The organism is Polaribacter sp. PL03, assembly GCF_033875165.1.
Taxonomy (GTDB): Bacteria; Bacteroidota; Bacteroidia; order Flavobacteriales; family Flavobacteriaceae; genus Polaribacter.
This window is the reverse complement of sequence record NZ_JAWZSV010000002.1, coordinates 267189-288032: the sequence shown is the minus strand read 5'-3', so window position 1 is coordinate 288032 and position 20844 is coordinate 267189. Positions and strand designations below refer to the sequence as shown.

Below are 20844 nucleotides of genomic sequence, written 5' to 3'. Positions count from 1 at the left end.
AAATTAAGGTCTAAGAAAAGTATAATCGAAAGTTATTGAAAAAATATTAGAAAATAAAGCATTACCAACACTACCAATATTTGTTAATGCATAATCTATTTGAATTCCTCTGTAATTAAAACCAACACCAAAATTAGGTTGTAAAGACAACGATTTAGAATTATCGAATTCGGTTTCGTTTTGAAAATTACCAACACCAGCTCTTAAATAAACTAAGTTATCATAATCTAATTGAAAGCCAATTGCAGGATCTATACTTGCTGTTTCAGAAGAAAAAATATCATTTGTTTTTGCAAAACGAACATTTAAATCTACTTCTGTAAGTAAATTAAAATAACGGCCAATTCTAAATTCTCTAGCAGCACCTATTTGTAATTTGGGTTTTGTTATTTCTGTAGTTTGTGGTAATTCTTGGTTTTGTCCTGGAATAGCATCTTTAATTTTTTCAAATTCTACCTTATTTATTGCCCAACTATTAAAAGTTGTGGTAATATCTCTAGCCATTATTCCAAATTTCCAATTATTTCTTTCAAACTGAATACCAACATCAAAACCAAAACCCCAAGAAGATGCAAAATTACCAATGGTTCTTCTTACTATTTTTGCATTTACACCAAACTTTACGTCTTTAAAAATAAGATTTCTAGCATACGCAATATTAAAAGCATAATCTGCAGCAGAAAAAAGACTAATTCTATTAAAATCTATGTTTCCTTCGCTATCTATTAACTCTGTAGTGTTTAGAATATCATCTACACCAAACCGAATAATAGAAACTCCTAAAGCACTTTCTTTGTCTATTGGCATTGCAAACGCAGCATGATTGTAATTTGCAATTCCTGCAAAATAAGAAGCATGCATTAAAGAGCCTTGGTAATCTTCTATACCTACTAAACCAGCAGGATTCCAGTAAGTAGAATTCACATTATTTGTTGTAGCAACTACAGCTTTGCTCATTCCTAAAGCAGCAGCATCAACACCAATATTTAAAAATTCGTTGGAGTAGTTTCTAAACGCTTGTGCATTTAAAAAAGAAGAAAAAAATAAGGATAAAAGTAAAATTCTGAATTTCAAAAGCGTAAATTTTTTCTATAACAAATATCTTAAATACTATTAAAATAACAGTTGTTTTGCAAAGTTATTGTTTAAGAAATTTCTATTTGAATATTTTCTTCCATAAATCTTGTAATTCTTTCTTCTAACCAATTGTTATCTTGTGGTTTAAAAGAACTCATAAATCCACAATGCCCTCCATAATCAGGTATTTCTAAATAAAAATAATTAGATTGTATGGCTTCTTTTCTTGGGTAGCATTCTGCGGACAAAAAAGTATCATCTTTTGCATTAATTAATAAAGTAGGTCTATCAATTTTTGCTAAATAGGGTTTAGAACTTGCTTTTCTCCAATAATCTTCCGGACTTTTAAAACCAAAAACAGGTACTGTATATAGATGTTCTAAGTGTTTAAACTTTGTTGCTTTAAATACTTGTTCTTTATCTAATTTATATTCAGGAAATTTATATGCCTTTTCTAAAATTTTATTTTTCATGGTTTTAAAAAACATTTCTATATATAATTTGTTTTTTAATTTCTCCATTTCTATTTCTGCAGAAGCGATATCTATTGGCACAGAAACGGCAACTCCTCCTTTAATTTTTTCTGATAGTGTTTGTTGATATTCTCCTAGATATTTTAGTGTTAGATTACCACCTAAACTAAAACCAACAATTAAAACGGAATCGTAATTATAATTGTCTAAAAGATAGTTTACTACAAAATCTACATCTTCTGTTTTACCACTATGGTATGTAGAAAGCAATAGATTGTCTTCGCCACTACAGCTTCTTAAGTTAAAGCAAACAGTGTCTAATCCTTTTTTATTTAAGTAATTAGAGTTTGAAGCTATGTATTTAGATTCTGAGCTTCCTTCTAAACCATGAATTAAAAGTACTAAGGTTTTAGAGCCAACAAAAGAAAAATCTAAGTCTATAAAATCTTTATCCCAAGTTGTAATTCTTTTACGTTTATAATTACAAACATCTTTCATAAAAAGTGGTCTGTACATTGTATTAAAATGACTGTTTTTAAAAGGTAAAGTAGGAGAGAAGTTAGACGTTATTATGGGCATTTGTGCAATTATTATTGATATTTTTTAAAAATACATAAAAAATAAAGATTTTTAGAAAATTACCAAAATAGGATTTGTTATTTTAGCCTTTTAATCAAAATAGAATATGAAAAAACACATTCCTAATTTATTAACGCTTGGTAATCTTTTATGCGGAACAATTGCAACAATTTTAGCTGTTCAAGGAGATTTTGTCTTCGCAGGATTGTTTGTTACAATAGGAATCTTTTTCGACTTTTTTGATGGTTTTGCAGCTCGTTTATTAAATGTTTCTGGTGAATTAGGAAAACAGTTAGACTCTCTAGCAGATATGGTAACAAGTGGTGTTGTACCAGGAATTATAATGTTTAATTTAATTGATTTAAATAATGACTTTAGTTTTGAAACCACTATTTGGGACAACGGATTTTTATCTTTTGTAGGTTTGTTGTTAACCTTAGGAGCGTGTTACAGACTTGCTAAGTTTAATATAGACACTAGGCAATCAGATTCTTTTATAGGTTTACCAACGCCTGCAATGAGTTTATTTGTTATTTCATTGCCTTTAATTCAAGAATATTCTAATGTAGAATTTGTTCAAAATTTAATAGCCAATAATTACTTTTTAATAGCAATAACTATAGTTTTAACATATTTAATGAATGCAGAAATTCCTTTGTTTTCTTTAAAATTTAAAGAGTATTCAATAAAGAATAATGTAGTAAAGTATGTCTTTCTTTTAATTTCTTTGGTAATGATGATTACACTTCAATATTTATCGATTCCTTTAATAATAGCTTTTTACGTAGTATTGTCTATCTTTTCTAATCTTAATAAAAAGAAAGCATAAGTATAAAATTTATAAAATAAAAAAGCATCAATAATTAATATTGATGCTTTTTTTATGAATAAGAAGTTGTTCTTTTCTTAGAATATCTTCTTTCTTTTTAGTTCAAAATCTTTACCTAAATATACTTTACGCACCATTTCATCTGCAGCTAACTCTTCTGGCGTTCCGCTTTTTAGAATACTTCCTTGGTACATTAAATAGGTCTTATCTGTAATTGCTAAAGTAGCTTGTACATCATGATCTGTAATTAAAATACCAATATTTCTATCCTTTAAATGCGCTACAATACTTTGTATGTCTTCAACAGCAATTGGGTCTACTCCTGCAAAAGGTTCATCTAGTAATATAAAATTAGGGTCAGAAGCTAAACAACGTGCAATTTCTGTTCTACGTCTTTCTCCACCAGATAATAAATCTCCTCTATTTTTACGAACATGGCCAATATTAAACTCTTCAATTAAAGATTCTAATTTTATTTTTTGTTCTTTTTTAGAACGTCCTGTAAATTGTAAAACAGACATAATATTATCTTCAACCGTCAGTTTTCTAAAAATAGATGCTTCTTGTGCCAAATAACCAATTCCTTTTTGCGCACGTTTGTACATGGCATCTTGGGTTATTTCTTCATCATTTAAAAAGATTCTACCAGCATTTGGTTTTATCATACCAACAATCATATAGAAAGAAGTAGTTTTTCCAGCTCCATTTGGTCCTAAAAGACCAATAATTTCACCTTGCTGAACTTCTAAAGAAATTCCTTGTACAACTTTTCTACTTCCGTAGATTTTCTGAATATTTTCTGCTTTTAAAATCATATTTCTAAAAATGTCTAATTGGGTACTTGTTGATGTTTGTAAATGTAATAAATTACATTGTTAAGAGTCTTAAAGACATCTTAAACAATTAAAAATTATACAAATAAACAGTTATGCTTCAGTTTCATGTAGCATTTCCCAATATTCTACAGCTTTTCTTAAATGAGGTATTACAATTGTACCACCAACTAAAGTAGCAATAGACATTGTTTCCATCATTTCTTCTGTAGTAACTCCGTTTTCTTTTGCTGCTTCTAAATGGTATTGTACACAATCATCACATCTTAATACTGCAGATGCTACCAAACCTAACAATTCTTTAGTTTTTACAGGTAAATGACCTTCTTTAAATGTGTTTGTGTCTAAATTAAAAATTCTTTTAATTACTTTATTATCCGAATCTAATATTTTTTCGTTCATTTTAGAACGGTAGTCATTAAACTCTTGTACTTTTTTGTGCATCTTTCTTTTGTTTTTTAATCACCATTTTAGAGACTTTAATACTTATTTCATATAAAATAAGTATTGGTATTGCTACAATTACTTGACTCGCAATATCTGGAGGCGTAATAATTGCTGCTAATATTAACACAACAACTAACGCATGTTTTCTGTATTTTTTTAAAAATTCTGGAGTTACCAAACCTATTTTTGTTAAAAAATAAATTAAAACAGGCAATTCAAAAAGAACAGAAACACCTAGAAGCATATTGGTAACTAAACCTATATGAGAATCTAATGTAAAGTTATTCTGAATTAAATCTGTAATTTGGTAATTGTATAAGAAATGTATTGATATTGGTGCTATTACATAAAAGCTAAAAGCGATTCCGCAGAAAAATAAAAAAGAAGCTATAAAAATAAACCCTTTCGAACTCCTAATTTCTTTTTTAGTTAATCCTGGTGAAATAAAGCGCCAAACTTCCCATAATAAATAAGGAAAAGATAAAATTATACCCAATATTAAGGAAGACCAAATAGCATTCATTAACTGTTGTGTAGGTTTTAAACTGATTAAATTATCGCTAAACGCTACATTACAGAAAGTACTATCCATTCCTAAAAAATTAAAGAAATCACAGAATATTTGGTATGTTATAAAATCTGGTTTTCTATGAGCTAATAAAAAATGCTCATATACTTCTTTCTGAAAAATGAATAATAAAATTCCAATGATAAATATTGCAGATGCACTTCTTACTAAATGCCATCTTAATTCTTCTAAATGTCCTAAAAAAGACATTTCTTTTTGTTTTTCTGCCATTAGAAAATTCCTTCTTTAATTAAATCGTGTAAATGAACTACTCCAACGTACTTGTCTTTCTCATCAACCACTAAAATTTGAGTAATACTGTTACTCTCTAGTTTTTCTAAAGCTTCGATAGCCATAGCATCTTGATGCACTGTTTTGGGATTTGCACCCATTATATCTTTTGCTGTAAAGTGATTAATTTCTGTTGTTTTACTTAACATTCGTCTTATATCACCATCTGTAATTATACCAATTAGATTTTCATTTTCTAATACAGCGGTAGCTCCTAATCTCTTTTCAGAAATTTCTACAATTACTTTTACTATAGAGTCATTAGCATTAACTAACGGAGTTTGGTTGTTTTTAATTAAGTCTGAAACTCTTAAGTATAAACGTTTTCCTAAAGCGCCTCCAGGATGGTATTTTGCAAAATCTTTACTAGAAAAGCCTCTTAAGTCTTGTAAACAAACCGCCAATGCATCTCCCATTACTAATTGTGCAGTTGTGCTAGATGTTGGTGCTAAGTTATTAGGACACGCTTCTTTTTCTACGAAGGTATTTAATGGGAAATCAGAATTTTTTCCTAAAAAAGAATCTACATTTCCTGTAATTGCTATAATTTTGTTTCCATAGTTCTTAATTAACGGAACCAAAACCTTAATTTCTGGTGTATTACCACTTTTAGACAAACAAATAACAACATCATTTTCTTGTACATTTCCTAAATCGCCATGAATTGCATCTGCTGCATGCATAAAAATTGCAGGTGTTCCTGTAGAGTTAAATGTGGCAACTATTTTTGTAGCAATGTTCGCACTTTTACCAATTCCGGTAATAATTACCCTTCCATTTGAATTTAATATAAAATTTACTGCTTTTTCAAAGTTTTCATCTAATAAATTTGCTAAATTCGCAATAGCAGTACTTTCCAATAATATGGTTTCTTTTGCCGTTTGTAATATAGAGTTTGAGTTTTTCAATAGTTTGGTATTTTATCAGAATAAAAAAAAGTTATATCTTTAGATTAAGAAACAAGCAAATTTACTATAAAAAATAGTTTCATCAAACTATATAAAGGTTTGTATTTTGTTTTTAATGTTAAACGAATATTTTATAAATGGATTTACATGGACCTCTAAAAAAGTTCTTTGGATTTAATAAATTTAAAGGCTTACAAGAGCAAGTTATTAAAAGTATAGTAGATAGAGATAATACGTTTGTTATTATGCCTACAGGAGGTGGTAAATCTCTATGCTATCAGTTGCCTGCATTAATGCAAGAAGGTACAGCAATTGTTGTTTCGCCATTAATTGCTTTAATGAAAAACCAGGTAGATGCCATTAGAGGTATTTCTGAACATCATGGTGTGGCACATGTTTTAAATTCTTCTTTAAATAAATCTGAAATTGCTCAGGTTAAAGAAGATATAGCAAGCGGTATTACAAAACTTTTATACGTTGCACCAGAATCTTTAATAAAAGAAGAATATGTTACTTTTTTAAAAACACAAAAGATTTCTTTTGTTGCCATTGATGAAGCACATTGTATTTCTGAATGGGGACATGATTTTAGACCTGAATACAGAAATTTAAAACATATTATTAAAGCAATTGATGATGTACCAGTTATTTGTTTAACGGCTACAGCAACAGAAAAAGTACAAGAAGATATTCTTAAAACTTTAGGAATTCCGGATGCAAATAGATTTAAGGCTTCTTTTAATAGAGCTAATTTATTTTATGAAGTAAGACCAAAGACTAAAGAAGTAGAAAAAGATATTATTCGTTTTGTAAAGCAACGTATTGGTAAATCTGGTATTATTTACTGTCTTAGTAGAAAGAAAGTAGAAGAAGTTGCGCAGATATTACAAGTAAACGGATTAAATGCTGTTCCTTATCATGCTGGTTTAGACGCTAAAACGCGTGTAAAACACCAAGATATGTTTTTAATGGAAGATTGTGATATTGTTGTTGCAACGATTGCTTTTGGTATGGGAATTGACAAACCAGATGTTCGTTTTGTAATTCATCATGATATTCCTAAAAGTTTAGAAAGCTATTACCAAGAAACGGGTAGAGCAGGACGAGATGATGGTGAAGGTTATTGTTTGGCTTTTTATGCTTATAAAGATATTGAGAAGTTAGAAAAATTTATGTCTAGCAAACCTGTTGCAGAACAAGAAATTGGTCATGCACTTTTACAGGAAGTTGTTGGTTATGCAGAAACGTCTATGAATAGACGAAAGTATTTGTTACATTATTTTGGTGAAGAATTTGATGCCATAAATGGAGATGGTGCAGATATGGATGACAATTCTAGGAATCCGAAGAAAAAACATGAAGCAAAAGAAGATGTTGTTAAATTACTTTCTGTGGTTAAACAAACACTTCAAAAATATAAATCTAAAGAAGTTGTTAATACATTAATAGGTAAAGAAAATGCTTTATTAACGTCTCATAAAACACACTTACAACCCTTTTTTGGTATTGGTAAAGATAAGTCTGCAGCATATTGGATGGCGTTAATTCGCCAGGTATTAGTGGTTTATTTTATTAAAAAAGAAATTGAACAGTATGGTGTTGTAAAATTAACAGATGAAGGTAGAAAGTTTATAGAAGAACCAGTTTCTTTTATGATGACAGAAGATCATTCCTATTCAGAAGAAAATGACAATGCTATTATTACCAATGCAAAATCTTCTGGTGGAGTTTCAGATGCTGTTCTTGTAAAACTATTAAAAGATTTACGTAAGAAAGTAGCAACAAAACAAGGAGTTCCTCCATTTGCTGTTTTTCAAGACCCATCTTTAGATGATATGGCTTTAAAGTATCCTATAAATTTAGATGAAATGTCTAAAGTTCACGGAGTAGGAGAAGGTAAAGCTAGAAAATTTGGAAAAGAATTTATCTCATTAATTACAACTTATGTTGATGAAAACGATATTTTAAGACCAGACGATTTAATTGTAAAAAGTACAGGTGTTAATTCTGGCTTAAAATTATATATTATTCAGAATACAGATAGAAAATTACCTTTAGAAGATATTGCAAAATCTAAAGGAAAAGAAATGACTGCTTTAATTAAAGAAATGGAAGCAATTATTTTTTCTGGAACAAAGTTAAATATCGATTATGCGATAGATGATTTGTTAGATGAAGATCAGCAAGAAGAAATTCATGAGTATTTTATGGAAGCTGAAACAGATAGTATACAAGAAGCTCTAGATGAATTTGATGGTGATTATGATGAAGATGAATTGCGCTTGATGAGAATTAAATTTACAAACGAAGTAGCCAATTAAAATTGATATTTTTTATCGATTGCATATTTAATTAAATCGCTACCAGAAGATAAATCTAATTTTCGAATTATGTTTTTTCTATGAGTATCGATAGTAGTTTTTGCAAGAAAAAGACTTTCTGCTATTTGTTTAGACGTTTTTCCGTTTGCAATTAAAGCTAAAATTTCTTTTTCTCTATTAGATAAAACAATCTTATCAGATGTGCCAATTGTAACATTTTTATCGATATAATTATTCATAAAATTGAAGGCAACATTGGGATCAAAAAAAGTTTCGTTATGTGAAACAGCAATAATTGCTTTTGATAACATTTTAATACCAGAATTTTTTAAAATATAGCCAGTTGCACCAGCATCTAACATTTGTTTAATTGCTTCTGGCTGATCAAACATTGTCATTGCTAAGACATTAATATGAGGAAACTGTTTTTTTATAATTTTTGTAGCTTCAATTCCATCCATTTTTGGCATTCTAATATCTGTAATTACCATTTTTGGTTGTTTAAGTGCAACTAATTTTACCAATGCTTCACCATCATTTACACTTCCAATAATATTTATATCGTCGTCATATTCAAAGAAAGAAATTACTCCGTCTATTAACATTTGATGATCTTCTGCCATTATTATTGTTATCATACTATTATTTTTATTCAAAAATAAACCTCTTTTCATTCTACTTACTCACTATAAATAGGTAATTATTTTATAGGAATATTAATAATTATAGATGTTCCTTTTTTTAAGGTTGAATCAATTTGAAAAGAGCCTTTTAAATGATTAATTCTTGTTTTTATAGAGCCAATTCCCATTCCTTTTTTAATATCAATTTTAGAGACATTAAAACCTTTGCCATCATCTTCTACAATAATGTTTAAATTCTCATCAAACAAAGAAATATTAATAGTTATATTTTTTGCTTCAGCATGTTTTATAACATTAGTTATTAATTCTTGAATTGTTCTAAATACAGTAATTTCTAAACTATTTTCTAATCTTTTATTTAAGCCAAAATCTATTACTTCTATTTTTATTTTATCTGCAGAAGAAATTTTTTCAGCCATCATTTGTACAGCAATTAATAAACCTTGGTTGGCAATTACACCAGCATTTTTAGCATGTGCAATACTTCTTACTTTTAAATATGCTTCATCAATTAAGCTTTCTGTTTTGTTAAATAAGTCATTTTGATTTATTTTATTTTTGTCTTTATTTATCTGAAGGTTTTCGAAATGCATCTTTAGAGTTGCCAAAACAGAACCTAAATTATCATGTAAATCTTCTGCTATTTGTTTGCGTTCTTTCTCTTGCCCGTCTACCATAGCGTTTATAGTAATTAACTCTTGTTCTTTTAAAAGAGTAAGATTTTTCTGAGTTTCTAATTCTTTCTCTTGTTCAGCTAGTTTTCTTTTTCTTTTAGAATTTTTAAGCAATAAAACTCCTATAGTTCCTCCTAAAAGAATAAATAGGAGTGAGCCTATTAAAAAATTTCTGTTCTTTATTCGTTTAGCATCTGTTTCTAAAATTAACTTATCTTTTTCTGCCGTTTTATATTTTTTATCTAAATTTGAAATAGCAATATTTTGAGCAGTATTATTTAAGCTATCTACATATATGTTGTATTTCTCATAATATTCATATGCTTTTTTATAATCTCCAATTTCTTGGTAACAATTTGCAAACTTGCCATATAAAATTTTATAGTATTTTAATTTATAAGTTTTGGGTTCTATCTCTGCTGCTTTATTTAATTGAATAATAGCTTCGTGGTATTTATGTTGCTTTTGAAAAAAATTAGCATAATTTATATAAGTGCCAAAAAGCTGATTTTTATCGTCTGTAGTATATAAGCTTAAAGTTTTTTTGAAATAATAGCTTGCAGAGTCTGGTTTTGTTTTCGTAAAAAGATAGGCTAAATTAGAATATATGTTAGGTTTGTGTTTTTTAAGTTGTTTGTTTTCTGTAAGAAGTAAAGACTTTTGGTAATAGGCTTTAGATGTGCTAATGTTATTTTCATCCCAAAAATAATTCGCATATTTATTGTTAGAAATTAATAACATTAAAGAATCTTTTTTATCTAAAGCATAGGAGTAGTAGGCATCTAAGTAATGTTTGGCCTCATCTTCTAAGTTGTTCTGTGAATCGATTAAATTAAATAATACCAAGTTACATTTAGCTAAACTATCTTTATTATCGACCTTAATATATAGGTTTCTAGATTTTATGTAATTTTCATAAGCCTTAAAATGATTATTTTTAAAGTCGAATTTTTTACCTGTATTATAATAAAAATAAGCCGAATCTAATTTTGAATTCTGACCATAAGTACAACTACACATTAAAAAAAATAAAATGAGTAGTTTTAAATAAGTATCCTTTATAAAAGGTACCATTTTATGGTCCTTCAATAATAACACCACCACCGCCATTTTCTTTAGGTAATAAAGAAAGCTCTTCATTTATTTTTTCTAAATTAGAAAATAATCCAATTGGATATTTAGTATTATCATTATAAATAAAAATATGAATTCTCTCAGATTTTTTTATATTAAAATCACCAGTAATAGTTGTTAATTCATCTTTGGTAAAGTTAAAAGAACACATTTCTTTAATTTTCTTGTCTCTAATGCTAGTACCCTTTTTATTAGAAAGATGAATTACTATCATTTTACCTATAAATAAATTGTAATAATGTAACCCATTAATAACAACCTTATCGTCTACCGGAAACTTTATATGAAACTCACCTTTGTTAGTAAAGTAACTATCATGTAACTCGATATCTAAGTTTTTAAAATACTTTTTACTTTCACTATTAATTAGTTCAGTAAAATTAAGGGTAATTTTTAGTGGTGCATTAAAGTTTTCCATATAGTAGATTTTTGTTGTTTTCAAATATCATAAATATTTTGACAACAAAAAATACCTATAAGTAGGTATATTCTATTCACTAAAAATAGGTGGAAAAAGCTATAATGTAAAAATGGTTAAAAGTATTCCTAAGAGAATAGCAATAAATTTTTGCAAGTTAAACTTATGATTTTCTGAACTTTCAAAAAGAATAATTGTAGAGATATGTAAGAAAACACCAATAATAAGTGCTGTAATTTCTGTGTAATAGTCTGTGAAAAAATGAATTTTATTACCTAATAAAACTCCCAAAGGGCTCATTAATCCGAAGAAAAACAGAAAGCCAAAAACAATTTTTTTAGAATATTTTGTTTGTATTAAAAAAGTTGTTAATACAATTGCAATAGGTATTTTATGAACTACAATTGCCCATAATAAATTATCGCCTGCATGATGAATTGGCAAACCTTCAGAAAAAGCATGTAAACATAAACTTACAAAAAGTAAGGTAGGAAACTTCTTTCCATCTGAATGAATATGAATATGACCATGTTCTGCACCTTTAGAAAAAGACTCTAAAACCGATTGTAAAATAATACCAATTAATATAAATATTCCTGTCTTTTTATAATCTGTAGTTGTTGTATATACTTCTGGTAATAAATGTAAAATAGTTACAGATAAAAGGTAAGCACCACTAAAAGCAAGTAATAAACGCACAATCTTGTTGCTAGGTTTTATAATAAAAACCAACAAAGCCCCAAGAAGAACAGAAGCAATTAGTAAGACGTAATTCATTTTGCAACTAAAATTAAACGATTAGAATTTTTAGAATCGAAAGCGTTTAAATTATAATCGCCAAAAGTATTTTTAATTTTAAAACCAATACCTTCTAGGTAAGAAGTCATTTTTTCTAAATCTAAATACTTTACACGTTCTGTATAAGAGTAATTTTTTTCATCAGCAAAAAAAGAAATATGTTTTAAAATAAAACCATTGGTAATTTCTCTTTTAATATGAAAGGTAATATCATCTACAGTTTTAATCTCTTCTGTAACTAAATTAGCTTTTACTAATGCTGCATTTAAAAAATCGAAAACAAAAAAACCATCTTTTGTCAATCCGTTTTTAATGTTTTGTAGAATTAAAATATCTTCTTTATCGTCTTCAAAATACCCAAAACTTGTAAATAGGTTAAAAACAGCGTTGTATTTATTATTAAAAGGAGCACGCATGTCATGTACTTTAAAATTTAAAGTATCATTTTCATACTCTTTAGCGGCATTTATACTGTTTTCAGATAAATCTCCACCAGTAACTTTGTAGCCTAAAGAGTTTAAAAACACAGAATGACGACCTTTACCACAAGGTAAATCTAAAATATGAGAAGACTTTTCTAACCCTAAAAACTCAGTAATATTTTTCATAAATACCTGTGCTTCAGAATCATTTCTGTCTTTGTAAAGAATGTGATAATACTTTGTATTAAACCAATCTGTAAACCAATCTTTTGTTTTCATAAGTGCTTTCAGTCTGTAAAAGTAACCAAATCTTACGTTCTGTAAAATGAAAATATAACAAACTGTTATATTTTTTAAAAGCAAATTAAATTACCTGTTTTATTTACAGTAAAACTTCCTTGTTCAATCTTCATCATTCAAACAATAAAACGTATTTTTGCAACCAATTTTTACACGTATGGAAAAGGATTTTAAAATGACAGCGACTACACTTTTTGGTTTAGAAGGTGTTTTAGCAGAAGAATTAAAAAATTTAGGAGCACAAGATGTAAAGGAAGCTGTAAGAAGTGTTTCTTTTAGAGGCGACAAAGGTTTTATGTATAAAGCAAATATTGCTTTAAGAACTGCTGTTCGAATTTTAAAACCTATTAAAGTTTGTAAAATTTACGATGAAGAAGATCTTTATGATTCTATTCAAAAAATAAAATGGGAAAACTATTTAGAAGTAGAAGGTACGTTTGCAATTGGTGCTGTTGTAAATTCTAAGAATTTTACAACCAATTCACATTACATATCTTTAAAATCTAAAGATGCTATTGCAGATTATTTTCGACATAAATATAGCAAAAGACCAAACGTAGATTTAAAATACCCAGACGTAAAAATCCATATTCATATTCAGAAAGACTGGTTAACAGTTTCTATAGATTCTTCTGGAGATTCTTTGCACAAAAGAGGCTACAGAACAGCAACAAACATTGCGCCAATTAACGAAGTTTTGGCAGCAGGTATGGTTTTATTATCTGGTTATACAGGTGAAGAAAACTTTATAGACCCAATGTGTGGTTCTGGTACAATTTTAATAGAAGCAGCAATGATTGCCAACAATATTCCGGCAAACATTAACAGAAAACTTTTTGCATTCGAACAATGGAAAGATTATGATGAAGATTTGTATTTCACAATTCAAGAATCATTATTAAAGAAAATTAGATCTTCTCATTTTAAAATTATGGGATTTGATAAAGCACCTTCTGCAGTTCAAAAAGCAATTGCGAATGTAGAAAACGCAAATTTAGACGAGTTTATAGGTGTGCATCACGTTAACTTTTTTAACTCTAAAAAAGAAGTTTTTGGTAACACAACAATTCTATTCAATCCGCCTTATGGAGAGCGTTTAAATATCGATACAGAAGAATTTTACAAGAAAATTGGTGATACCTTAAAACATAATTACCCAGGTTCTAAAGCTTGGTTAATTACTTCAGACACAGATGCTTTAAAGTGTGTTGGTTTAAGAACTTCTAAAAGAATAGCACTTAAAAACGGAGATTTAAACTGTAAGTTTGTAAAGTACGATTTGTATGAAGGAACACGTAAGTTTAAAGAACCTAAAGCAGCAGGTGAAACAGAAAACGAAACGGAATCAAATTTAGAAGATTAGATTTTTTAGAAGCTATTTCCTGCTTTTCGCACTCGCTTTTTTTATTCTGAAAAAGGAATAAAAAAGAGCTCAAACAGTTGCTTCAATCAGGGCTAGACTTTTTTGTTGGCTTTTATGAGAATTTAAAAGGAATTGCTTTCTTATTTTAATTCTAATTTTATTAGTTTTGATTTCACTTTAAAGATAAAGAATATCTGTTCGAGTAATTTCTGTTTATGTAATAGAAATTACTCGAACTAGTTAAAAAGCGAATTCTAAATAAAATGCACTTTATAGACGTCATATTACCAATTCCAATTCAGAGAACGTTTACGTATTCTGTAACAGAAGACGAAGCAAACTTCTTACAAAAAGGAATGCGAGTAGCTATTTCTTTTGGTAAATCTAAGATGTACACAGGTTTGGTTTTTAATATTCATACAAACGCGCCAACGTTATATGAAGCAAAAGAAATTCATCAAATATTAGACGAAACACCACTAGTAAATGAAAAGCAATTGCAACATTGGCAATGGATTGCTAATTATTATATGTGTTCTTTAGGAGATGTTTATAGAGCCTCTTTACCATCTGCTTTTTTATTAGAAAGCGAAACAGTTATTTTTAAAAATGATGCTTTTTTAGACGATTCTATCTTAGCAGATGACGAATTCTTAATTTTCGAAGCACTACAACACCAATCTCAATTAACAATACACCAAGTTATAGCAATTTTAGGCAAGAAAAAAGTAATGCCAATTGTAAATGAGTTAATTAAAAAATCTGCCATATATATTAAAGAAGAAATTTACGAACAATACAAACCCAAATTGGTTAAATATGTTCGTTTAAATGCAAAATATAATTCAGACGATTCTTTAGGTAAACTTTTAGAAGAATTATCTAGAGCAAAAAAACAAAGAGATGCTGTTTTAACATTCTTTCAGTTATCATCTACCAAGAAACCAATAATAGCTAAAGATTTAGAAGAAAAAGCAAATGTTTCTTCAACCATCTTAAAATCTTTAGTAGATAAGGAGATCTTAGAATTTTATCACATTCAAATAGATAGAGTTCAATTTAAAGGAGATACAAACGATTTAAAAGTTTTAAATGAATTTCAAGAAAAAGCACTTGAAGAAATTAAAGAAACTTTTAAAGAAAAAGATGTAACACTTTTACACGGAATTACAAGTTCTGGTAAAACAGAAGTATACACAAAGTTAATACAAGAAGTTTTAGACCAAGGTAAACAAGTTTTATTCTTGTTACCAGAAATTGCTTTAACAACCCAAATAATTACTCGTTTACAGTTTTATTTCGGAGAACAGATCTCCGTTTTTCATTCTAAATACTCTATAAATGAAAGAGTAGAAGTTTGGAACAATGTTTTAGAAAATAAACCCAAAGCACGTATTATTTTAGGAGCAAGATCTTCTGTTTTCTTACCTTTTTCTAATTTAGGTTTAATTGTAGTAGATGAAGAACATGAGACTTCTTATAAACAATTCGAGCCTTCACCAAGGTATAATGCAAGAGATTGTGCTATTGTTTTAGCAAAAATTCATAAAGCAAAAATATTATTAGGTTCTGCAACACCTTCTTTAGAAACGTATTTTAATGCGCAGCAAAAAAAATATGGTTTTGTAGAATTAAATAGACGTCATGGAAACGTACAATTACCAAAAATTGAATTGATTGACGTTAAAGAAAAGCAGAAGAAAAAGGAAATGAAAGGCCATTTTTCTGATAGACTTTTAAAATTAATTCAAGAAGCATTAGATTTAAAAGAGCAAGTTATTTTATTTCAAAACAGGCGAGGTTATTCTCCTGTGGTAGAATGTAAAACATGCGGCGTATCACCAGAATGCCCAAATTGCGACGTTACATTAACGTATCATAAATTTAAACACGAGTTACGTTGTCATTATTGTAATTACCAACGTGCAATGCCTAATAGTTGTGGCGCTTGTGGTAGTAATACTTTAGATACAAAAGGTTTTGGTACAGAACAAATAGAGTTAGAATTAACAGCTTTATTTCCCGATTTTAAAATCGGTAGAATGGATTTAGATACAACTAGAGGAAAACACGGATATCAAAAAATAATAGGTGCTTTCGAAGCCAAAGAAATAGATGTTTTGGTAGGAACCCAAATGTTATCTAAGGGTTTAGATTTCGAAAATGTTTCTTTAGTAGGAATTTTAAATGCAGATACAATGCTTAATTTTCCTGACTTTAGAGCGCATGAACGTGGTTATGATATGATGGTACAAGTTTCTGGTAGAGCAGGAAGAAGTAAAAAACAAGGTAATGTAGCCATACAAACCTACAATCCATTTCATCAAATACTACAACAAGTTTCTACTACAAATTATGCAGAAATGTATAAGGAACAAATGCAAGAACGTTGGCAATATAAATATCCACCATATTTTAGAGTAATAAAAATAACTTTAAAACATAAAGACTATAATAAGGTAGATAGTGGTGTAAATTGGTTGTTTAAAGCATTGCATACTTCTTTCGGAGAACATGTTTTAGGGCCAACAGCTCCATCAGTTTCTAGAGTTAGAAATCAATATATTAAGAATATTGTAATTAAAATTCCGCCGAAGCAAAGTTTAGTAAACACAAAAAATCAGATTACTAAAATTAGAAATACGTTTGAAGCTGTAAAAGATTTTAGACCCATAAGGTTTATTATTGATGTAGATGCTTATTAATTATTAAGCTAAAGAAAGATTATACTACAAAAATAAAATTAGCTAGAGTTAAAAAATAAAAATATGAGTTTCAAGAAAGAATACGATTTAATTTGTGTTGGTGGAGGAATAATGAGTGCAACTTTAGCGCTTATTACAAAGTTATTGAAACCAGAAATGAATATTTTAATTTTAGAACGTTTAGATAAAGTAGCACAAGAAAGTTCTGCTGCTTGGAATAATGCAGGAACTGGTCATTCTGCTTTATGCGAACTCAATTATTGTCCGGAAGAAGATGGAAATATTTCTATAAAAAAAGCCATTGATATTTGTACACAATATGAAACTTCGAAACAATTTTGGTCTTATTTAACAAATGAAGGTTTACTTAAAAATCCTGAAGATTTTATTGCAACCGTAAAACATCATAGTTGGGTTTTAGGAAAAGAAAATGCTAATTATTTAGAAAATAGATTTAAAGAAATGAAAGAACATTTTATGTTCGATTCTATTGAATTTACTAGAGAAATAGACAAAATGAAAGAATGGTTTCCTTTAATTGCAAATGATAGAAATGCCGATGAAATTATGGCGGCTTCTAGAATGGATAGAGGAACAGAAATGAATTATGGTTCGTTAACAGAAAAATTATTTTCTATTTTAGAAACAGAATTTAATACGCCAGTTCATTGTAATATGGAAGTTTTAGATATAGATCCTGATACTGATTTAGATTGGACGGTTGAAATTAAAAATTTAAAGACAAATGAAGAACATCAATTAGAAGCAGAACATGTTTTTATTGGTGCTGGAGGAGGAAGTTTGTTGTTGCTTCAAAAAGTAGAAATCGACGAAAAAGAAGGTTATGGAGGTTTTCCTGTAAGTGGAGAATGGTTGGTATGTACTAATGAAGATATTATTAAGCAACACAATGCAAAGGTATACTCTAAAGCTGGCCTTGGAGATCCACCAATGTCTACACCACATTTAGACACACGCTATATAGATGGTAAGCGTCAATTAATGTTTGGTCCTTTTGCAGGTTTTAGTCCGAAGTTTTTAAAAGAAGGTTCTAATTTAGATTTGTTTAAATCTATTCAGTTTGATAATATTCCGTCTATGCTTGGTGCTTTTTGGCACAATTTACCATTAACCAAATATTTAGTAGAACAGGTAATGATGAGTAAAGAAGACAGAATGAATTCTTTACGCAAGTTTGTTAAAAACGCTAAAAGTGAAGATTGGGAAGTTTTAAAAGCTGGACAAAGAGTTCAAATTATTAAAAAAGACGAATTTGAAGGAGGAAAACTACAATTTGGTACAGAAGTAATTTCTAGTAAAGATGGCAGTATTACGTGTTTGTTAGGTGCTTCTCCTGGTGCTTCTACAGCAACTTCTATTATGTTGGAAGTGGTAGAAAAAGCATTTCCAGAAATTATAAATTCTAAAGAAGGAAAAGAAAAACTGAAAGAAATTGTTCCGTTTTATAAATCAGTAATTACAAAAGAGTTATTTGAGTTGGAATTGGAGAAGAGTAGGGTTTCTTTAAAACTCTAATCGTTTAAAGAAGGATATTCTTTCGTAATATTTACAAAAAACTGTTTTTCCCCTATGCTGTCAATCAACGTTAAAGTATCTTTTTCTATACTATAATTAAATTTTTGTTTAAATTTAATAGCATTCATCTCTTTATTATAATATGCAATAATTTTTTTTCTGAAGGATTTAATACTGTCTTTTGGTAAGTTTAATTTATTCAAACTATCTTGAACTCTAAATGCACCAATTTCTGTGTAATGTTCAATATCAAAACTAAAAAAGCTTAAACTATCATTTAGTTTATAGTTTCCATAATATATTTTTCGATCAAAATCTTTAACTTTAATACTATTTCTATTATCGAAGTAAAGTTTAAAAAACTGTTGATTTGGTTTATTTTGAATTGCTTTCCAAACAGCAACTAATTTATTTTCTTTATCATCTTGTTTAGCAATATCATTTATATAATCATATCTTATGTACAGCAAAACTGGGATAAGAATAAAAGGAATCCAAAAATATTTTCTGTATTCATTTTGAAAAACATCAAATGAAGTTTCATTTTTCATCTTGTTTCTTAAAAAGTATTTACTAAAACCACTCCAATCAGAAATTAATAAAAATAACCCCATTAATGTTAAGGTAATAGACATTATCATAGCATCAAAAGCAATATCATAAAATATATTTACAAGAACAATATTTACCATAAAAGACAATAGTAAAACAATTCCAATACGTTCTGTTTTTCTAAATAAAATTAGTAATCCTGCTAAAATTTGGCAACCTGCAATTATTAAAACATAAGTTCTTGAATATCCATAATAATACCAAGTAAGCATAAATCCATCAAAATTACTAATATTAGAATCAGCTTCCCAAACTGGACCAAAGCTAAATTGAGTATTTAGAATTTTTGCAAACGCATAAGAAAACATATAATAAGCAATGTAATATTTGCAAATTAATCTTAATAGAAGTAAAATTATTGATTTTGTGTTACCTGGGGTTTTCATAGCATGAAATTTTCAATAAAGATAAAGTTAAAAACCAATCACTAAAAAGGAACAACTAAAAAATATAAAAACTTTTTTTCTCTCCAAGCAACCTTTTTAAAAGATCTGTAGTCTATATATTTGTAAGGCAGTAAAAACAGAAAAGAGAGGCTTGAAAATTATACCGTTACATAACAAACAAAAATCGCTTATTAAAAAAGCGATTGACAACAATAGGGAAGCGCAACAACAATTGTTCGAGCAACATTCGCCTAAAATGTTGGGAGTTTGTAGGCAATATGTAAAAGACTTACACCATGCAGAAGATATGATGTTGCAAGGGTTCTTAAAAGTTTTTACCAACTTATACAAATTTAAAGACGAAGGTAGTTTTGAAGGTTGGATTCGTAGAATTATGGTGAATACTTGCATTTCTTATCTCCGTAAAAAGAATTTAGTCGATTTATCTGACGAAGAGTATGTTTTTAACGATGCAGCCACAGAAAGTTTAGAAAACACATCTGTAGAAGACATTCAAAAACTGATAGATAAATTGCCAGACGGTTACAAAATGGTGTTTAATTTATTCGCCATAGAAGGGTTTAAACATTCAGAAATAGCAGAGAAATTAGGCGTTTCTGAAAGTACATCGAAATCGCAATTATTTAAAGCACGTAAATTATTGCAACAGAATTATTACAAAATGAATAAAACAATTCATGAAAACAAATAAGTTAGACAACAGTATAAAAGAAAAGTTCTCTAATAGAACTATAGAACCATCTGTTTCTGCTTGGGAACGTTTGTCTACAAAATTAGATGAACAACCAAAGCAAAAAAAGAAAGGTTGGTTTTTTTATATAGGCTATGCAGCTAGTATTTTGGCTTTAATTTCAATTGGGTTTTATACTTTTTCGGGTGATAAAAAAAGTAAGATTCCTAAAGTAATTATTGTTGAAGGAGTTATAGATACAACACAAATATTAAATAAAATAGAACAACACTTTAAGGAAGTACCTGTTGAAAGAGCTGTTGTAGAAACAGTAAAAAAAGAGGTGTATAAGATTGAAAAGCAACAAGAAAAAAATGTAGCTATAAATGTGAAAAAAGCTGTAGTTCTTTTAAAGAAAGAATCTTATAAAATTGAAGATAACACAAACAATTCTAATAACAAAAACATAACAATTGCTGAGAAATTAGAGGGTAATTCAATAATAATTCCTGAAGTAAAAAAGAGTAGAATTAAAGTAAATGTAGACGATTTACTATATGCAGTAACAAATACATCCGAAGAACAAGAAAAACAATACACAAAAAATAATGTTAGTAGAGAAGATATTTTAAAGACGATTAAAAGTGAGCTCAAAAAATCGAATTTAAAAGTGAATCCTGAAACCATTTTAGCAGAAGTAGAACGTACAATTGGAGATGATGATTTTCAGAATAATTTCTTAAAATCTTTAAAGAAAAAAATAACCAATATTGCAACTGCTATTGCGAGTAGAAACGATTAATTAGAACTAAAGTAAAAGACAAAACAATTTAAA

The 20844-nt window shown here is 28.4% G+C and carries 19 protein-coding genes; 7 read left to right on the top strand and 12 right to left on the bottom strand.

Annotated features, from left to right (window positions below; translation table 11 throughout):
* Positions 1-3: 3 nt before the first annotated feature.
* Together SHK09_RS04535 and SHK09_RS04530 are read right to left on the bottom strand one after the other, a co-directional pair.
* Positions 4-1074 carry a PorV/PorQ family protein gene (locus SHK09_RS04535; protein WP_319809590.1) on the bottom strand — a complete coding sequence of 357 codons (1071 nt, stop codon included), beginning with the start codon at positions 1072-1074 and terminating at the stop codon, positions 4-6.
* Between the two features lie 71 nt (positions 1075-1145).
* Positions 1146-2129, bottom strand: a complete 984-nt coding sequence (locus SHK09_RS04530; RefSeq protein WP_319809589.1) for a YheT family hydrolase — start codon at positions 2127-2129, stop codon at positions 1146-1148.
* Between the two features lie 106 nt (positions 2130-2235).
* Here SHK09_RS04530 and SHK09_RS04525 point away from each other — a divergent pair, with 106 nt between their 5' ends.
* The gene (locus tag SHK09_RS04525; protein ID WP_319809588.1) at positions 2236-2958 is read left to right on the top strand and encodes a CDP-alcohol phosphatidyltransferase family protein; all 723 of its coding nucleotides are present in this window, start codon (positions 2236-2238) and stop codon (positions 2956-2958) included.
* A 77-nt stretch (positions 2959-3035) separates the two neighbouring features.
* Here the strand turns inward: SHK09_RS04525 and lptB are convergent, their stop codons facing one another.
* The 4 genes from lptB to SHK09_RS04505 form a co-directional block, all read right to left on the bottom strand.
* Complete coding sequence (gene lptB, locus SHK09_RS04520; RefSeq protein ID WP_319809587.1) at positions 3036-3773, bottom strand: LPS export ABC transporter ATP-binding protein; 738 nt, start codon at positions 3771-3773, stop codon at positions 3036-3038.
* Positions 3774-3884: 111 nt separating this feature from the next.
* The gene (locus tag SHK09_RS04515; RefSeq protein ID WP_319809586.1) at positions 3885-4235 is read right to left on the bottom strand and encodes a carboxymuconolactone decarboxylase family protein; all 351 of its coding nucleotides are present in this window, start codon (positions 4233-4235) and stop codon (positions 3885-3887) included.
* Positions 4210-5037, bottom strand: coding sequence for a twin-arginine translocase subunit TatC (gene tatC / locus SHK09_RS04510; RefSeq protein ID WP_319809585.1), 828 nt, complete (start codon positions 5035-5037; stop codon positions 4210-4212). The genes SHK09_RS04515 and tatC overlap by 26 nt, the downstream gene beginning before the upstream one ends.
* Positions 5037-6005 (bottom strand): KpsF/GutQ family sugar-phosphate isomerase, encoded by a 969-nt coding sequence (locus SHK09_RS04505; protein ID WP_319809584.1) that lies wholly within the window; start codon positions 6003-6005, stop codon positions 5037-5039. The genes tatC and SHK09_RS04505 overlap by 1 nt, the downstream gene beginning before the upstream one ends.
* A 137-nt stretch (positions 6006-6142) precedes the next feature.
* Between SHK09_RS04505 and SHK09_RS04500 the strand changes: the two genes are divergently transcribed.
* Positions 6143-8326, top strand: coding sequence for a RecQ family ATP-dependent DNA helicase (locus SHK09_RS04500; protein ID WP_319809583.1), 2184 nt, complete (start codon positions 6143-6145; stop codon positions 8324-8326).
* Here SHK09_RS04500 and SHK09_RS04495 read toward each other — a convergent pair.
* From SHK09_RS04495 to SHK09_RS04475, 5 genes are all read right to left on the bottom strand, one after another.
* On the bottom strand, positions 8323-8964 hold the full coding sequence (locus SHK09_RS04495) for a response regulator transcription factor (protein ID WP_319809582.1): 642 nt from the start codon (positions 8962-8964) through the stop codon (positions 8323-8325). The two genes, SHK09_RS04500 and SHK09_RS04495, sit on opposite strands and share 4 nt — an antisense overlap.
* Before the next feature lie 62 nt (positions 8965-9026).
* Complete coding sequence (locus tag SHK09_RS04490; RefSeq protein WP_319809581.1) at positions 9027-10718, bottom strand: sensor histidine kinase; 1692 nt, start codon at positions 10716-10718, stop codon at positions 9027-9029.
* Between the two features lies 1 nt (position 10719).
* Entirely contained in the window at positions 10720-11196 is a 477-nt protein-coding gene (locus SHK09_RS04485; RefSeq protein WP_319809580.1) for a hypothetical protein, read from the bottom strand.
* Positions 11197-11295: 99 nt separating this feature from the next.
* Positions 11296-11973, bottom strand: coding sequence for a ZIP family metal transporter (locus tag SHK09_RS04480; RefSeq protein WP_319809579.1), 678 nt, complete (start codon positions 11971-11973; stop codon positions 11296-11298).
* The gene (locus SHK09_RS04475) at positions 11970-12695 is read right to left on the bottom strand and encodes a class I SAM-dependent methyltransferase (protein ID WP_319809578.1); all 726 of its coding nucleotides are present in this window, start codon (positions 12693-12695) and stop codon (positions 11970-11972) included. The genes SHK09_RS04480 and SHK09_RS04475 overlap by 4 nt, the downstream gene beginning before the upstream one ends.
* 178 nt (positions 12696-12873) lie before the next feature.
* Between SHK09_RS04475 and SHK09_RS04470 the strand changes: the two genes are divergently transcribed.
* The 3 genes from SHK09_RS04470 to mqo all read left to right on the top strand — a co-directional run bounded on the left by SHK09_RS04470 (position 12874) and on the right by mqo (position 18320).
* Positions 12874-14079, top strand: a complete 1206-nt coding sequence (locus tag SHK09_RS04470; RefSeq protein ID WP_319809577.1) for a class I SAM-dependent RNA methyltransferase — start codon at positions 12874-12876, stop codon at positions 14077-14079.
* A 263-nt stretch (positions 14080-14342) separates the two neighbouring features.
* A complete protein-coding gene (priA, locus tag SHK09_RS04465; protein WP_319809576.1) occupies positions 14343-16784 on the top strand; it encodes a primosomal protein N' in 2442 nt (813 codons plus the stop codon).
* 63 nt (positions 16785-16847) lie between these two features.
* Positions 16848-18320, top strand: coding sequence for a malate dehydrogenase (quinone) (gene mqo, locus SHK09_RS04460; RefSeq protein ID WP_319809575.1), 1473 nt, complete (start codon positions 16848-16850; stop codon positions 18318-18320).
* Here the strand turns inward: mqo and SHK09_RS04455 are convergent.
* Entirely contained in the window at positions 18317-19318 is a 1002-nt protein-coding gene (locus SHK09_RS04455) for a hypothetical protein (protein WP_319809574.1), read from the bottom strand. The genes mqo and SHK09_RS04455 overlap by 4 nt on opposite strands.
* Positions 19319-19469: 151 nt before the next feature.
* Between SHK09_RS04455 and SHK09_RS04450 the strand changes: the two genes are divergently transcribed.
* Together SHK09_RS04450 and SHK09_RS04445 are read left to right on the top strand one after the other, a co-directional pair.
* Positions 19470-20030, top strand: coding sequence for a sigma-70 family RNA polymerase sigma factor (locus tag SHK09_RS04450; RefSeq protein WP_319809573.1), 561 nt, complete (start codon positions 19470-19472; stop codon positions 20028-20030).
* Positions 20017-20811 carry a hypothetical protein gene (locus tag SHK09_RS04445; RefSeq protein WP_319809572.1) on the top strand — a complete coding sequence of 265 codons (795 nt, stop codon included), beginning with the start codon at positions 20017-20019 and terminating at the stop codon, positions 20809-20811. The genes SHK09_RS04450 and SHK09_RS04445 overlap by 14 nt, the downstream gene beginning before the upstream one ends.
* The last annotated feature ends 33 nt before the right edge of the window (positions 20812-20844 follow it).

Coding starts and splice junctions, on each gene's coding strand:
- SHK09_RS04530 (WP_319809589.1), bottom strand. CDS start 2,129: ATGCCCATAATAACGTCTAACTTCTCTCCTACTTTACCTTTTAAAAAC.
- SHK09_RS04525 (WP_319809588.1), top strand. CDS start 2,236: ATGAAAAAACACATTCCTAATTTATTAACGCTTGGTAATCTTTTATGC.
- lptB (WP_319809587.1), bottom strand. CDS start 3,773: ATGATTTTAAAAGCAGAAAATATTCAGAAAATCTACGGAAGTAGAAAA.
- SHK09_RS04515 (WP_319809586.1), bottom strand. CDS start 4,235: ATGCACAAAAAAGTACAAGAGTTTAATGACTACCGTTCTAAAATGAAC.
- tatC (WP_319809585.1), bottom strand. CDS start 5,037: ATGGCAGAAAAACAAAAAGAAATGTCTTTTTTAGGACATTTAGAAGAA.
- SHK09_RS04500 (WP_319809583.1), top strand. CDS start 6,143: ATGGATTTACATGGACCTCTAAAAAAGTTCTTTGGATTTAATAAATTT.
- SHK09_RS04495 (WP_319809582.1), bottom strand. CDS start 8,964: ATGATAACAATAATAATGGCAGAAGATCATCAAATGTTAATAGACGGA.
- SHK09_RS04490 (WP_319809581.1), bottom strand. CDS start 10,718: ATGGTACCTTTTATAAAGGATACTTATTTAAAACTACTCATTTTATTT.
- SHK09_RS04485 (WP_319809580.1), bottom strand. CDS start 11,196: ATGGAAAACTTTAATGCACCACTAAAAATTACCCTTAATTTTACTGAA.
- SHK09_RS04480 (WP_319809579.1), bottom strand. CDS start 11,973: ATGAATTACGTCTTACTAATTGCTTCTGTTCTTCTTGGGGCTTTGTTG.
- SHK09_RS04475 (WP_319809578.1), bottom strand. CDS start 12,695: ATGAAAACAAAAGATTGGTTTACAGATTGGTTTAATACAAAGTATTAT.
- SHK09_RS04470 (WP_319809577.1), top strand. CDS start 12,874: ATGGAAAAGGATTTTAAAATGACAGCGACTACACTTTTTGGTTTAGAA.
- priA (WP_319809576.1), top strand. CDS start 14,343: ATGCACTTTATAGACGTCATATTACCAATTCCAATTCAGAGAACGTTT.
- mqo (WP_319809575.1), top strand. CDS start 16,848: ATGAGTTTCAAGAAAGAATACGATTTAATTTGTGTTGGTGGAGGAATA.
- SHK09_RS04455 (WP_319809574.1), bottom strand. CDS start 19,318: ATGAAAACCCCAGGTAACACAAAATCAATAATTTTACTTCTATTAAGA.
- SHK09_RS04445 (WP_319809572.1), top strand. CDS start 20,017: ATGAAAACAAATAAGTTAGACAACAGTATAAAAGAAAAGTTCTCTAAT.